Origin of the sequence: Caulobacter sp. RHG1 (assembly GCF_013181195.1) — a bacterium.
In the GTDB taxonomy this organism is placed as follows: Bacteria; Pseudomonadota; Alphaproteobacteria; order Caulobacterales; family Caulobacteraceae; genus Caulobacter.
In genome coordinates, this window is sequence record NZ_SMZP01000009.1 from 222622 (window position 1) to 237313 (window position 14692).

The following is a 14692-nucleotide window of genomic DNA, read 5'->3' on the forward strand; positions in this document are numbered from 1 at the left end:
AGTTGGGGCGTTCCATGTTGCCATTCATCAAGACCCGGGACCTGTTGGTCCGTAATTTCGCCTTCAGCTTGGTGAGCGGATGGGTGATGATCGTCGCCGTAGCCTGGACGGCGCTTCACTAGGACTCGCTCAAGACTCATCGGCGCCACAAAGCGCCGCGTCGTCGCCATCTTCGGGCGCAGTTCCGCGTTCAAGGTCTAGGACCACCAACGGAATCCAGCCTTGCCGCTCAGTATCGACGACCTCAACCGACTGCTCTACCAGACCGAACAGGCCCGCCGGCTGCTCGTGGGCGAGAAGCTCGGGCGGCACGGACTGGTTTTGGGGCAGTGGCTGGTGCTGGACGCCCTGCACAAGGAGGGCGCCTCGTCCATGTCGATGTTGGCCGGGGTGATCGGCGCCGACCGCACCACTCTGACCCGCACGATCGACGGGCTGGTGGCGGCCAGGCATGTTGTTCGCACGACACCGCTGAAGGACCGCCGCATGGTCCTGGTCGAGCTGACGGACAGCGGTCGGGCCGTCGTGGAGACCATTCTGGCGTCACTGGAAACGGTTCACGCCAGCGTTTTCGCCGACTTCTCGCGCGCCGATCTGGACGCGCTATCCGTCCTTCTTGCGCGATCCCTGGCGCAGATAAAACTGGCCGTCGCCGAAGGTCCCCGCCCCGTGGCCGTCCGGCTTGAACGGAGCAGAGCCATCATGGGCCAGGCGAAGGCTGGCCCGCGTCTGCGCCCGTAGATCGATCTCGGTCAGCACCTTGCCGCGTTCGTCCAGGATCGCCATCGTCCAGGGACCGGACTTGTTGAAGACCTCAGGATAGTCGCGGATCAGGGCGGCTCCCAGCTTCACGGCCTCCAGCTTGGCTTCTTCCAGGTTGCGCAGGAGCATGCCTTCCGGATCCGGAAAGTGCTCTGGCGCTATAACCTCGAACCGAAACCGCTGCATGATGTTCCTGCCGCGACGTCGTGGGTCGCCGCAGAGTTGAACGCATGGCGGTCTAAAAGGCGCCGCAATTGATCAAGGGAAAGTTGAGGCGGCGTTCGCGGCTCGCTCGTGCCGGTGGATCTATGTCCGGCGGGCGACCAAAGCCCAGGCCAGCACGACGACCGCCGCGCCCAGGCCGATCCACGAGATCCAGTCCAGAACGCCATCGCCCAGCAGGGCCGAGACCAGGCCGACGAGGCTGGCGATCGCCACCAGGATCGGGATGGTCCACACGCGGCGGAAGCTGGAGGGCATCTTGCTCATCGCGCCGTTTCCGCAGCCTCAGGGGGCGGGATTACCGCGTCGTGGGCCGGCGTGCGGCGACGGGCCAGCCAAAGATAGAGGCCGCTGCCCAGGACGATGATGGTGACGATGTCCAACACCGCCCATAGCAGTTTCAGCGGCAAGGCGCCGTAGTCGCCGAAGTGCAGAGGCTGCGACAACAGCAGGGCCTGGGCGTACCAGGGCATGCGGCGGACGGCGGTCAGTTGGCCGGTCTCGGCGTCGATCAAAGCAGGGGTCAGCAGTCGCTGGGTGGCCGGCGTGGCGCCCTGCAGGAACACCGCATAGTGGTGGTTGCTGGAGAACGAGCCGCCGGGGAAGGCGACGAACTGAACGCGCATTCCCGGGGCCGCAGCCTGGGCCGTCTTCACCGCCGCATCGATCGAGGCGAGTTGGATGGGGACGGGCTTGCCCTTGTAGGGCGCGGTCATCTCCGCCAGCTGGTCGGTTTTCCAGAATTGAAGGATCGGCGTCGACAGGGTGTTGATCACGCCGGTCAGGCCCACGACGATCACCCAGGCCGCCGTCACGACGCCCAAGAGGTTGTGATAGTCCAACCATTTCAAGCGGGTGGAGCGTGAGGCTCGCACGGTTCCGAAGGCGATCTTGCGCATGAAGGGGGCGTAGATCACCAGGCCCGAGACGATGGCGATGAAGAAGAGAAAGCCCATGAAGCCCAGGAACAGATAGCCGGGCAGGCCCAGGAACATGTCGGTGTGCAGGCGCAGAATGAAGTCCATCACCTTGCCGACAGGACTGGCGGTGCTGGGCGTCAGCATCTTGCCGTTCGTCTGGTCGATGGAGACGAAGTGCATCTGGGTTTCGGGCGCGTCCGGCCGCGGGCCGCTGGTGACATTGACCACCGGGCGGTCGGTGTCGAAGCTCATGAACAGGCCGACCTCGGCTGGGCGCGCCTTCAGGGCGGTGTCCAGCACTTGGTCCAGGTCCAGCAGCGGCTGGCCGGTCTGGGCGACGATCGGCGCTTCATGGCGCGTGAGGCCGTCGATCTCGTCGTGAAAGACCAGCGGCAAACCGGTCACGCACAGCATCAGCAGGAAGACCGTGCAGACCAGGCTGGTCCACTTGTGGACCAGCGACCAGGCGCGGACGGTGTTGCGCGACATCGGCAAGGCGAACTCGAAGCCCTTGAGAGTGAGACTTGTTCGCGTAGCCTCTTCGGGCGGCGGCGACAACACCGCGCCCGGCTTTAGTGGCGCGCGTCCGTTCGCCGACCGTCGCTAGGCGGCCTTCAGAAGCCCGTCGAAATATTCGATGGTCCGCATCAGGCCGACCTTCAGCGGCGCAGTCGGCGCCCAGTCCAGCGCCTCCTTGGCCAGGGTGATGTCGGGCTGGCGCTGGCGTGGGTCGTCGGAGGGCAGGGGGCGGTGAACCAGGCCCGAGCGGCTGCCAGTCAGCTCCAGAACCAGATCGGCCAGTTGTTTCATGGTGAACTCGACCGGGTTGCCCAGGTTGATGGGGCCGGTGACCTCGTCGCCAGTGTTCATCAGTCGCATCAGGCCGTCGACCAGGTCGTCGACATAGCAGAACGAGCGCGTCTGGTTGCCGTCGCCATAGAGCGTGATGTCCTCGCCCTTCAGGGCCTGGACGATGAAGTTCGACACCACGCGCCCGTCATTGGGGTGCATGCGCGGGCCGTAGGTGTTGAAGATCCGGGCTACCTTGATGCGCAGCTTGTGCTGACGCCAGTAGTCGAAGAACAGGGTCTCGGCGCAGCGCTTGCCCTCATCGTAGCACGAGCGGATGCCGATCGGATTGACGTTGCCCCAGTAGCTCTCGACCTGCGGGTGAATGGTCGGATCGCCGTACACTTCCGAGGTCGAGGCCTGCAGGATCTTGGCCTTCACCCGCTTGGCCAGGCCCAGCATGTTGATGGCGCCGTGGACGCTGGTCTTGGTCGTCTGCACGGGGTCAAACTGATAGTGAACCGGGCTGGCGGGGCAGGCCAGATTGTAGATCTGGTCCACCTCGACATACAGCGGCATGGTCACATCGTGACGCAGCAGCTCGAAGCGCGGGTTGGACAGGTTCTGGGCCACGTTGAGGCGCGAGCCGGTGTAGTAATTGTCGACGCAGAGAACCTCCGCGCCGGTTTCCAGCAGTCGGTCGCACAGGTGCGAACCGACGAAGCCGGCGCCGCCGGTGACGAGAATTCTCTGGTTATGCATCGACCGACAGACCTTCAGGGACTCAGCGCCGCTGACCGTTTGTACAGCGGCGCCGGTCCTCGCTCCAAGGTCGTGTTTTCGCTTAGCCCAGCGAGGGTTCGGCGATCGGCTTGGCCCGTGCGCGCTTGGCCGGCAGAGCAGGCTGAGGCGCACTGGGCGAGAGCTCTTCCTGGCTGAAGTCGTCCACCGCGACCACGGCGGCCACGGCGTCGTCGGCGGCGCTCAGGGCGGCGATCTCGTCGGGGCTCAGCAAGCCCTTGGCCAAGCCGTCCTTCCACTGGCGCACGCCCTGGTCTTTCAGCCGGTCGTGAATGGCCTGCGTGGCGACCACGCGGTCGAAGGCGTCGATCAGCTGGCCGATCGCCTCGTCCTTGCCGCCGATATAGACGCCCTCGATCAGGCGGTCGCGGGTGGGCGAGGGGTGCATCAGCAGCTCGGCGCAGGCGCGGGTGACGTGGTCCGGCGGACCGCGGCGGCGCGCGCCGAACGGCAGCACCGCCGCGCGCAGCAGCCAACCGGCGATGCGATTGGGCAGGTTGGCGAACACGTCGTCGAAACGCTGCTCGATCGCAGCGAAGGCGGTCTCGGCGCTCCAGCGCAGCAGCGGGAAGTCGGCGTCCTGGCGGCCCTCGTCCTCCCAGCGCTTCAGGGCGCCGGACAGGAAGTACATCTCAGAGAGAATGTCGCCCAGGCGGGCCGAAAGCATCTCCTTGCGCTTCAGTTCGCCGCCCAGGGTCAGAAGGGCGATGTCCGAGGTCAGGGCGAAGGCTGCGCTGTAGCGGCCCAGCTGGCGATAGAAGCCGCTGGCCCGGCCGGCGTCCGGCGCGGGCGAGAGGGCGCCGTTGGTCCAGGCGCGGGCCGTGGCGCGAATGCCGTTGCGCAGGGCGTGGGCGACGTGGGTCCAGAACACCTCGTCGAACGCGGCCAGACCCTTGGCTTCGTCTTCCTCACCTAGAGCCAGGATCTCTTTCAGCATGTACGGGTGCGCGCGGATCGCGCCCTGGCCGAACACCATCAGGCTGCGGGTCAGGATGTTGGCGCCCTCGACTGTGATGCCGACCGGCACGGCGCGGTACTGGCTGCCCATGTAGTTGCGCGGGCCCTCGATGATCGCCTTGCCGCCGTGGACGTCCATGGCGTCGTTGATCACCACCCGCATCCGTTCGGTGGCGCCCGACTTCAGCAGGGCCGAGATCACCGATGGGTGCTTGCCAATGTCCAGGCCCGCGCAGGTCAAGCGGCGGGCGCCGTCGACGAGGTAGGCGTTGCCAGCGATGCGGGCCAGGCGCTCCTGCACGCCCTCGAACTTGCCGATCGGCAGGCCGAACTGCTGGCGCACGCGGGCGTACGAGCCAGTGGTCAGGGCGCTGAACGCCGCCGCCGCGCCCGACATGGCCGGCAGCGAGATGCCGCGTCCGGCCGCCAGAGCGGTCATCAGCATCTTCCAGCCCTGGCCGACGCGGTCAGCGCCGCCGATCACCAGATCCAGCGGAATGAAGACGTCCTCGCCCCAGTTGGGGCCGTTCTGGAAGGTTTGGAAGGCGGGCAGGTGGCGGCGGCCGATCTTGACCCCAGGGGTGTCCGTCGGGACCAGCGCGCAGGTGATGCCGATGTCTTCCTCGCCGCCCAGCAGGCCGTCGGGGTCACGCAGCTTGAAGGCCAGACCCAGCACCGTGCAGACGGGCCCGAGCGTGATGTAGCGCTTGTGCCAGTTCAGGCGGATGCCGAGGACCTGCTCGCCCTTCCACGTGCCGCGCACGACCACGCCTTCATCGACCATGGCGCCGGCGTCGGAGCCCGCCTCGGGGCTGGTCAGGCCGAAGGCGGGGATCTCGCGGCCGTCGGCCAGGCGCGGCAGCCAGTAGTCCTGCTGGTCCTTGGTGCCAAACTTGACGATTAGTTCGCCCGGGCCCAGCGAGTTCGGCACCATCGCCGTCACCGCCGCCGAGGTCGAGCGCGTGGCGATCTTGCGGACGATTTCGGCATGGCCGAAGGCCGAGAAGCCGAGGCCCCCGTAGTCCTTCGGAATGATCATCCCGAAGAACTTCTCGCGCTTGAGGAAGTCCCAGGCCTCGGGCGGCAGGTCGCGCGTCTCCCAGGTCATCTTCCAGTCGTCGAGCATGGCGCACAGCGTGTCGACCGGCCCGTCGAAGAAGGCCTGCTCCTCGGCCGTCAACTGCGGCTTGGGGAAGGCCAGCAGCTCGTTCCAGTTCGGATCGCCGGTGAACAGCGCCGCGTCCCACCAGGTGTCGCCCGCCTCGATGGCGTCGCGCTCGGTGTCCGACAGGGCGGGCAGGACGCCCTTGGCCCATTGGTAGATGGGGCGGGTGATCGTGTCCCGGCGGAAGGAAGAGCTGCTGGTCATGACGCTGCCTCGGTGGTTACTCGAGGTGTCAAACGCCGGTCACGCCCAGCGGCTCCGAGGAAACTGCGCCTTAAGGGGCTTTAGCCGCGCCCCCACAGCCGTTCGTAGCGCCAGCCGGTCAGGTCCTCGACGATCTTCTTGGACTCTTCGGTCTCGGCCTCCGTCTCGCCGGCGCGCAGGCGCTCGACCTCGGTGACCAGCACCGCGTGGGTGCGGGCGTTGAGGCGGAACGACCACGAGGCGACCAGGCCCGCCAGCATGACCAGAACCGGTCCGCCGACCATGACCAGCACCAGGGCGCGCACGGCCTCCGGCGTCTGGACGATCACCGCGCCGGGGTGGCTCTTGTCGGCGGCGACGAAGCCGCCCAGGCCGATCAGGCTGGTGGTCAGCACGATCGCGCCGGACTGGGCGACCTTGCGGGTCAGGGTCATGACCCCGGCGAAGATGCCCTCGCGGCGCTGGCCGGTGACCGCCTCGTCGATGTCGGGCAGGTAGTTGTAGACGCTCCACGGCACGAAGTTCAGCGTCCCGCGGCCCAGGCCCGCCAGGACGATCGGCACGAACAGCCAGAACAGGACGCCCAGGCTCGCGCCGCCGCCGAACAGGTTGCCGCCCAGGGCCGACAGCCCTTCAGCGAAGCCCGCGGGCTTGATCAGGAAGAAGGCCAGGTACAGCGCCAGGGCCGCGCCGACGAAGCTGATGGCGATGCGATAGGCCACGACCGGGCCGGTGCGGATCACGACATTGACGGCGATCATCACCGAGATCAGCTGGGCGACGTACATGGTCGTCATCAGCTGCGAGATCACCAGGGTCGCCCCCATCATCACCGTGGCCACGAACAGCGGGAAGGCGGTGTTGAAGATGTCCTGGCTGATGTAGCCGCCCAGATACAGCGACAGGTGCTGGCGGAACGCCTTGATCTTCAGGGTCGAGAACAGGTCGCGGAACATGTTGACCGGGATCATCGCCGCCTTGTTCCAGTCCATCGGCTCGGGCTGGATCAGCTTTTCGTCCTCGGTGTAGGGGCGCTCCCACGACAGGAAGACGACCAGGGTCACCACCAGGCTGAACAGCACGCCGAAGATGGCGGCCATGATCAGGAAGGTGTTGGGCGAGTCCTTGCCGCCGAAATTGTTGATGATCAGGGTCGGCAGATACGAGGCCAGGATCGCCGAGGTCTGGGCCACCATCATCCGAGCGCCGGCGAACTTGGCCTTTTCCTCGTACTTCTTGGTCATCTCCGCGGCCAGCGTCTCCCACGGGATCAAGAACATCGTGTAGACGAACTCGAAGAAGATGAACGTCACCAGATAGTAGGTGAAGGTCTGGCCGCTGACGAAGATCAGGGCGAAGGCCGGCAGCAGCGGGATGGTGGCGATCAGGAAGACCTTGCGCCGCCCGATCTTCCGCCCGATCCAGGTGTGGCGCAGGTTGTCGGAGATGTAGCCGATCAGCGGGCAGGTGATCGCTTCCAGGAGGCGCGGCAGGCCCAGGATCAGGCCTGCCTCGACCGGCGACAGCCCGCAGAAGGTGATGAAGAAATAGGCCAGCCAGCCGGTGATCACCGCCTGCGCGCCGGCCCCCAGCATGTCGCCGGAGCCCCAGCCCCAGTAGTTGATCCAGGTGGGCGTGCGGGTTTCCGGCGTGGCCATGTGCGTGTCTTTCCCTTCAAGGCGGGGTCTTCACGCCCCTTCACCGGTCCGTCCCCTTGGGCGGACCGGCTATGTGGTTGTTGTTAGATGAATGCCCGCTGGAACTCGCCGAGCGCCAGCATGGCCAGGGACTGGCCGTACGGCATCGAGGTCAGCGGGATGTCCTTGTAGCCCTGGATGGTGTCGAACACCGGGGTGCCGAACGAGACCTGCTGCAGCTCGCCCGCCTCATCGATATTGGCCAGCACGCCCTTGATGGCGCGGATGGCGACGGCCTCGTATTCCTTGCTGATGTAGCGCTTACGCACGGCCTTAAGGATCCCGTAGGCGAAGCCGGCCGTGGCCGAGGCTTCCAGATACGAGGTCTTGTCGTCGATGATCGTGTGCCACAGGCCGCTCTCGGCGTCCTGGAACTGGGCCAGGGCCTTGATCTGGGCTTCCAGCGCGTCGATCAGGAAGGCGCGCAGGCCGTCGCCCGGCTTGAGGTCCAGGAGCTCGATGAACTCCGGGATGGCGATCGTCACCCAGCAGTTCCCACGCGCCCACAGGGCGTCGGCGAAGTTGTGGCGGCCCTCGAAGGTCCAGCCGTGGAACCACAGGCCGGTCTTGCGGTCGGCCAGATACTTGATGTGGACCATGAACTGGCGCTTGGCCTCCTCGACGAAGTCGGGGCGGTCGAGCAGCAGGCCGATCTTGGCCAGCGGCAGCACGCTCATCATCAGCGTGTCGTCCCACAGTTGCTGCGGGTTCTCGCTGTTAAAGACGATGTGCTGGAAGCCGCCTTCCTCGGTGCGCGGACCCTCGTACATGACGTAGTCGGCCCAGGTCTCGAGATAGGGGATGTAGGTGTGGTCGCCGGTGGCCTCATAGAGATAGGCCAGGGTCAGGAACGGCGAGACCGTGTTGATGTTCTTGGTCGGGGTGCCGGCCTCGAAGCGGTCGGCGAACCATTGCGTCATGATGTCGAAGGCGCGCTCGTCGCCGTGCATCTCGTACTGCTTCCACAGGCCGTAGAGGCCCACGCCGTGGGTCCATTCCCAGTCGTTCCAGCCTTTGGTGTCGATGACGCGGCCGTCGTCCAGGCGCAGCAGGAACTCGCCGGTCTCGTCGGTGATGTCGACGAGGTTGCTGATCAGCGAGGCGATCTTGGCCTTGATGTCCTTGGCGTCCAGGCCATGGGCGAGATTGGGCACGGGGAAGTCTCCAGAGAAAGTCGGGTAGGGCGGCGCGCGGCCGCGTGTAGGGGGCGGATCAGCCCGCGAAGTGGAAGACCGGCTTCAATGGCCACTCGACGGGCTTGTTGTCGGGATGGACCTCCATGAGGTCGGCCATGAAGTCCCACCAGCGCTTCATCACCGGCTGCAGCGGCAGGGCGTCCTTGTTGTGGTCAGGACGCAGGCGCAGCACGGCGAAGAGGCTCATGGTCTCTTCGTCCAGGAAGATCGAATAGTCGTAGATCCCGGCGCCGCGCAGGGCTTGCGCGAGATCAGGCCACAGTTCGTCGTGGCGGCGCTCGTACTCGGCGGCGACGCCGGCTTTGAGCTGCATGCGAAAGGCGAGGGGACGGTCCTCGGGCGTGGTGCTCACAATGTCCTCCTGTAGGTGATTGTTTTTATTGTTCTTGTTTAGTGGGGCAGGCGGTAGATGCGCCGGGCGTTGCCGGCGAACAGGGCTTCGCGCTCTTCGTCGCTGAAGCCCGCCGTGATGGCGTCATAGGCCGCGTAGAAGGCGCCGAAGCTGCCGTGCACGCGCTCGACCGGGAAGTTGCTGGCGAACAGGCAGCGCTCGACGCCGAAGGTCTCGATGACCTGCAGCACAAAGGGCTTCAGGCTGACCGTACTCCACGACCGGTCGACCATGGCCAGGCCCGAGATCTTGCAGCTGACGTTCGGGCGCTGGGCCAGGACGGCCAGCCCCTCGCGCCACGCCGCCAAGCCCGCCTCGTCACGATCGGTCGGCATGCCGGCGTGATTGACGATCAGCGGGATGTCCGGATGGGCGTCGGCAAGCTCGGCGGCCACGGCCATCTGCGAGGCGTAGAGCTGCAGATCGAACGACAGGCCGTACTTGGCCAGCAGCGCGAAACCCGTCCTCCAACGGGCGTCGAGCAGCTTGTCAGAGGGACCGTAGGTCTTGGTCGGGTCCTCGTGCCAGTTGACGATCTGGCGGACGCCGCGAACGGCGGGGCGGGCGGCGTGGGCCGCTAGCATCGCCTCGACGTCCGGATCGTCCAGATTGGCGCCGGCGACGATGCCGGCCACCACGCCGCGCGTGTCGGCGATCTCCTGCAGCCAGTCGGTTTCCGACAGCTGGTCCTCAGGGGGCAGGCCGCATTCGACATGGACCGTCTGCACGACGTTCCAACCCTTGGCGTCGGCCAGATAGTCCGACAGGCCGTAGGACTTGTAAGCGATCGACGTCATGTCGCCGGCCGGATTGTTCGGCAGCGGGGTGTCCTGGAGCCAGGCGTAGTAGTGCCGATCCAGATCCCACAGGTGCATGTGGGGATCGACGATGGGGCCGGTGTACGCCATGGCTCCAGGGTACCTTTTCTTAGAACGTCGTCCGGCCGCCGGAGGTGTCGAAGGTTGCAGCGGTGGTGAAGCTGCACTCCTCTGACGCCATGAAGCAGACCATCGCAGTGCTCTCGTGGATCTCGCCAAGGCGACCCATCGGGATCTTGCCCCGCATGTAGTCGACCTGGCTCTGCGGCAGCTGGGCCAGGATCGGGCTTTCGAAGGTGGCGGGGGTCAGGGCGTTGGCGATCACGCCCTTGCCGGCCAGTTCCTTGCCCAGCGACTTGGTCAGGCCGATCACGCCGGCCTTCGACGCCGAATAGGCGCTGGCGTTGGGGTTGCCTTCCTTGCCGGCCACCGAAGCGACGTTGACAATGCGGCCATAACCGGCGGCCAGCATGTGCGGCACCACTTCACGGCAGCAGTAGAACAGGCCGTTCAGGTTGATGTCGATCACGCGCTTCCAGCTGTCGAGCGGGAACTCGTGCACCGGAACGGTAGCGCCGGTGATGCCGGCCGAATTGACCAGAACGTCGATCTTGCCCAGGGCCTCCAGGCTGGCCTTCGTGGCCGCAGCCACCGCAGCCTGGTCCGAGACGTCGAGGGCGTAGGTGAAGCTGGCGCCCACCTCCTCGGCGGCTTCCTTCAGCGCGTCGGCGTTCAGGTCCCACAGGGCGACCTTGGCGCCTTCGGCGACCAGACGCTTGGCGGTGTCCTTGCCCAGCCCCGAGGCGCCGCCGGTGATCACGGCCGTGCGGCCGGCGAAACGATCTGCGTAGACGCTCACTGGACGCCGTCCTTCGACCAGGCCACGACGATCTGGCGCTGTTCACCCAGCTTCTCGATGCCCAGGCGGATCTCGTCGCCAGCCTTCAGATAGACGGGCGAGGGCTTCTGGCCCATGCCGACGCCGGGCGGGGTGCCGGTGGTGATCAGGTCGCCCGGTTCCAGCGTCATGAACTCGCTGATGTACGAAACCAGCTTGCTGATCGGAAAGATCATGGTCTTGGACGAGCCGTCCTGCTTGCGGGCGCCGTTGACGTCCAGCCACATGCCCAGGTTCTGCGGATCGCCGACCTCGTCCGAGGTGACCAGCCAGGGGCCCACGGGGCCAAAGGTGTCGCAGCCCTTGCCCTTGTCCCAGGTGCCGCCGCGCTCGATCTGGAAGGCGCGTTCCGACACGTCGTTGATCAGGACGTAGCCGGCGACGTGGTCGAGGGCTTCTTCCTCGGTGACGTACGAGGCGCGCGAACCGATCACGACGCCCAGCTCGACTTCCCAGTCGGTCTTTTCCGAACCGCGCGGGATCATCACGTTGTCGTTCGGACCGGTCAGGCAGCTGACGGCCTTGGTGAACAGCACCGGCTCCTCGGGGATCGGCAGGTTCGACTCGGCGGCGTGGTCGGCGAAGTTCAGGCCCACGGCGATGAACTTGCTGACGCCGTTGACCGGCACGCCGTAGCGGGACGAGCCTTCGACCACCGGCAGGGTGGACGGGTCGATGGCGGCCAGGGCCTTCAGGCTGGCCGGCGACAGCTGGGCGCCGGTGATGTCGGCCACGTGGCTCGACAGGTCGCGGATCTGACCTTCAGCATCGAGCAGGCCGGGCTTCTCGGACCCCTTGGGGCCGTAGCGGAGCAGTTTCATGGTTCTACGCTTTCAATGAGATCAGCGGGCGTAAGGACGGTGCAGACCGACCTCGCGATTGAGTTCGACGCCGAAGCCGGGGGCGTCGGAGAGCTTGAGCTTGCCGTTCACGGGCACGGGTTCGCCGATCAACTGCGGGTGGAACATCGGCACCACCTCGTCGGCCTTGGGGGCCATCATCAGGAACTCGGCGAACGGGCTGTTATGGCGCGTGATGACGAAGTGGTAGCTGTACACCGACGAGCCGTGCGGGATCATCATCACGCCCTTGCTGTCGGCCAGGTTGGCGATCTTGATCAGTTCGGTGACGCCGCCGCACCAGCCCACGTCCGGCTGGATGATGTCGCAGCATTCCATCTCCAGCAGCATGCGGAAGCCCCAGCGGGTGGCTTCGTGCTCGCCGGTGGTGACCAGCATGCCCTTGGGCGCGTTCTTCTTCAGGTCGCGATAGCCCCAGTAGTCGTCGGGGCTGAGGGCTTCCTCGATCCACTTCAGGCCATACTCGTGGGCCTTGTGGGCCAGCTTGGTGGCGTAGTTGAGGTCCAGCGACATCCAGCAGTCGAACATCAGCCAGAAGTCCTCGCCACAGCGCTCGCGCATGGTGGCCAGTTCCTCGATGTTCTTGCGCAGGCCTTCCTCGCCCTCGGCCGGGCCGTGGTGCAGGGGCATCTTGCCGCCGATGAAGCCCATTTCCTTGGCCAGGTCCGGGCGCGCGCCCGTGGCGTAGAAGGTCAGCTCGTCGCGGACCTTGCCGCCCAGCAGGGCGTAGACCGGCTCCTGGCGCAGCTTGCCCAGCAGGTCGTACAGGGCCAGGTCGACGCCCGAGATGGCGTTCACCACCAAGCCCTTGCGGCCGTAGTACTGGGTCGAGAAATACATCTGGTCCCAGATCTTCTCGACCTCGGTCGGGTCGCGGCCCTCCAGGAAGCGGGACAGGTGCTTTTCGACGATATAGGCGGCCGGCTCGCCGCCGGTGGTCACCGCGAAGCCGATCGTGCCGTCGGCGGCTTCGATCTCGACCACGAGAGTGCCCAGCACGTTGATGCCGAAGCTCTGGCGGCTCTGGCGATATTCCGGATAGCGCGACATCGGCGTGGCGATGTGGTCGTCGATCCAGTGGCCGTCGCCCTGGTCATGATAGTCGGCGCCGCCGCCCCGGACCACGAAGGCGCGAACATGCTTGATGACCGGAAACGCCATGGGCGACGAGGCTCCAACCTTATGGACGTCGCCTCGAGGCGACGTTCGGGACAAGGAGAGGCGCGAGCAGGGCGGACCGCTCCGCCATGTCCTGGCGCCGCCGCTCGGCCGCGCCTACCTCCCCAACACAACCTGTGACACGCTATCGCTGGGTGTCGGCCAACGTTTAGAGTCGGCGTCTGTCCGCTTGCGTTGCGTTCCACAATATGAGAGGTAGTGCTACAAAATGAAACGATCAGCGTCAAGGGGACGGAACGGGTGAGCGCCGCCGATAGCAATGACGACACCGCGGTGGCCAAGACTCCTAGCGGCAGCCAGACCCTGTTTCGGGGCCTCGACCTGCTGGACGTGGTTGCGGAATCTGGGACGATCGCACTGCCGGCCCTGGCCAAGCAGCTGGGTCTGACGCGCAGCACCACCCACCGCCTGGCCACGGCCCTGGTCGAGCGCCGACTGCTCTCGCAGGCCCCGCGCGAAGGCTACAGCCTGGGCTCCAAGCTCCTGGAGCTTGGCTATCTGGCTAGCCAGCAAATGGACTTGCCGCGCGTGGCGCGCCCACATCTGGAAAAGCTGTGGGACGACACCGAGGACACCGTCCACCTGGGCGTTCTGGACGCCGACCGGGCGCTTTATCTCGACAAGCTGACCGGCCGTCGCCGGATCAACATCAGCTCGCGCGTCGGCGACCGCCAGCCGGTCCGCTCGACGGGCCTGGGCAAGGCCCTGGTGCTGGATGACGACGAGGAGCGCTGGCGCTCGCTGTACCGCTCGGAAGGCCCGCCGGCCCCGGGCGCGCCGGACGAGAAGCGCTGGATGGAATGGATGCGCGACTACGCCAAGCGCGGCGTGGCCTTCGACATGGAAGAGAACGAAGACCGCATCCGCTGCGTGGCCGCCCCGATCCGGGGGGCGTCGGGCCAGATCGTCGGGGCCATCAGCGTTTCGGGCGCGGCCCAGTACATGGACGACGAGCGCCTCGCCGCGCTGGTCGACGACGTCCGCGACACGGCCAATGCGATCGGCCGCGACCTGGGTTGGAACGGCAAGCGGCTAGCCCGCTAGAGCTTACAAAGTAGAGGTAGGAAATGCTGCTGAAGGACAAGGTGGTGCTGGTGACCGGCGCCTCGCAGGGGATCGGCAAGGCGGCCGCGATCGGCTGCGCCCAGCACGGCGCGGACGTGGCGATCAACTACCACTCCGACGAAGCCGGGGCCGCCGACGCGGTCGCCCAGATCGAAGCTCTGGGCCGTCGCGCCATCGCCATCAAGGGCGACGTGGCGAATGTCGAGACCGCCACGTCCTTCGTGCAGGCCGCCGTCGACGCGTTCGGCAAGGTCGATGTGTTCGTCAACAACGCCGGCATCTGCCCCTTCCATGCCTTCCTCGACATGCCCCCTGAGGTCATGGAGCGGACGATGAAGGTCAATCTGTTCGGCGCCTACTACATGGTCCAGGCCGCAGCCAATCAGATGGTGAAGCAGGGGAACGGCGGCGCGATCATCGCGGTGTCGTCGATCAGCGCCCTGGTCGGCGGCGGCATGCAGACCCATTACACCCCGACCAAGGCCGGCGTGCACAGCCTGATGCAGTCGACCGCCATCGCGCTGGGCAAGTACGGCATCCGCTGCAACTCGGTGCTGCCGGGCACCATCGAGACGGCGATCAACAAGGACGACCTAGCCGACGTCGCCAAGCGCGAATACATGGCTGGCCGTATTCCGCTGGGCCGCCTGGGCGAGCCCGACGACCTGGCCGGGCCTATCGTGTTCCTGGCCTCGGACCTGGCCAAGTACGTGACCGGCGCGGCGCTGCTGGTCGACGGCGGCGCCTTCGTGAACCTGCAGTAGTCCG

Annotated in this window: 14 protein-coding genes; 3 read left to right on the forward strand and 11 right to left on the reverse strand. The window is 66.2% G+C overall.

Translation table 11 applies throughout. The annotated features are described in order from the left end of the window. The first annotated feature begins 222 nt into the window (after positions 1–222). On the forward strand, positions 223–741 hold the full coding sequence (locus E1H18_RS22850) for a MarR family winged helix-turn-helix transcriptional regulator (RefSeq protein WP_172273260.1): 519 nt from the start codon (positions 223–225) through the stop codon (positions 739–741). Between the two features lie 327 nt (positions 742–1068). Here E1H18_RS22850 and E1H18_RS22855 read toward each other — a convergent pair whose 3' ends face one another. The 11 genes from E1H18_RS22855 to rhmD form a co-directional block, all read right to left on the reverse strand. Then, entirely contained in the window at positions 1069–1251 is a 183-nt protein-coding gene (locus E1H18_RS22855) for a hypothetical protein (protein ID WP_172273262.1), read from the reverse strand. Then, a complete protein-coding gene (locus E1H18_RS22860; RefSeq protein ID WP_172273264.1) occupies positions 1248–2393 on the reverse strand; it encodes a PepSY domain-containing protein in 1146 nt (381 codons plus the stop codon). Before E1H18_RS22860 ends, E1H18_RS22855 begins: the two co-directional genes overlap by 4 nt. Positions 2394–2507: 114 nt before the next feature. After that, positions 2508–3455, reverse strand: coding sequence for a UDP-glucuronic acid decarboxylase family protein (locus E1H18_RS22865; protein ID WP_172273266.1), 948 nt, complete (start codon positions 3453–3455; stop codon positions 2508–2510). An 82-nt stretch (positions 3456–3537) separates the two neighbouring features. Then, the gene (locus tag E1H18_RS22870; RefSeq protein ID WP_172273268.1) at positions 3538–5820 is read right to left on the reverse strand and encodes an acyl-CoA dehydrogenase; all 2283 of its coding nucleotides are present in this window, start codon (positions 5818–5820) and stop codon (positions 3538–3540) included. An 80-nt stretch (positions 5821–5900) separates the two neighbouring features. Beyond that, a complete protein-coding gene (locus E1H18_RS22875; protein WP_172273271.1) occupies positions 5901–7478 on the reverse strand; it encodes an MFS transporter in 1578 nt (525 codons plus the stop codon). 83 nt (positions 7479–7561) lie between these two features. Beyond that, positions 7562–8671, reverse strand: coding sequence for a glycoside hydrolase family 88 protein (locus E1H18_RS22880; RefSeq protein ID WP_172273273.1), 1110 nt, complete (start codon positions 8669–8671; stop codon positions 7562–7564). A 58-nt stretch (positions 8672–8729) separates the two neighbouring features. Then, complete coding sequence (locus E1H18_RS22885; RefSeq protein WP_172273669.1) at positions 8730–9026, reverse strand: L-rhamnose mutarotase; 297 nt, start codon at positions 9024–9026, stop codon at positions 8730–8732. A gap of 77 nt (positions 9027–9103) precedes the next feature. Further along, positions 9104–10012, reverse strand: coding sequence for an amidohydrolase (locus tag E1H18_RS22890; protein ID WP_172273276.1), 909 nt, complete (start codon positions 10010–10012; stop codon positions 9104–9106). Between the two features lie 19 nt (positions 10013–10031). After that, positions 10032–10781 carry an SDR family NAD(P)-dependent oxidoreductase gene (locus E1H18_RS22895; RefSeq protein ID WP_172273279.1) on the reverse strand — a complete coding sequence of 250 codons (750 nt, stop codon included), beginning with the start codon at positions 10779–10781 and terminating at the stop codon, positions 10032–10034. Next, positions 10778–11641 carry a fumarylacetoacetate hydrolase family protein gene (locus E1H18_RS22900; protein ID WP_172273282.1) on the reverse strand — a complete coding sequence of 288 codons (864 nt, stop codon included), beginning with the start codon at positions 11639–11641 and terminating at the stop codon, positions 10778–10780. The genes E1H18_RS22895 and E1H18_RS22900 overlap by 4 nt, the downstream gene beginning before the upstream one ends. A gap of 21 nt (positions 11642–11662) precedes the next feature. Next, a complete protein-coding gene (rhmD, locus tag E1H18_RS22905) occupies positions 11663–12841 on the reverse strand; it encodes an L-rhamnonate dehydratase (protein ID WP_172273285.1) in 1179 nt (392 codons plus the stop codon). Between the two features lie 258 nt (positions 12842–13099). Between rhmD and E1H18_RS22910 the strand changes: the two genes are divergently transcribed. Together E1H18_RS22910 and E1H18_RS22915 are read left to right on the forward strand one after the other, a co-directional pair. Continuing rightward, complete coding sequence (locus E1H18_RS22910; RefSeq protein ID WP_172273288.1) at positions 13100–13903, forward strand: IclR family transcriptional regulator C-terminal domain-containing protein; 804 nt, start codon at positions 13100–13102, stop codon at positions 13901–13903. 23 nt (positions 13904–13926) lie between these two features. Next, entirely contained in the window at positions 13927–14688 is a 762-nt protein-coding gene (locus E1H18_RS22915; protein ID WP_172273291.1) for an SDR family NAD(P)-dependent oxidoreductase, read from the forward strand. Positions 14689–14692 lie beyond the last annotated feature (4 nt).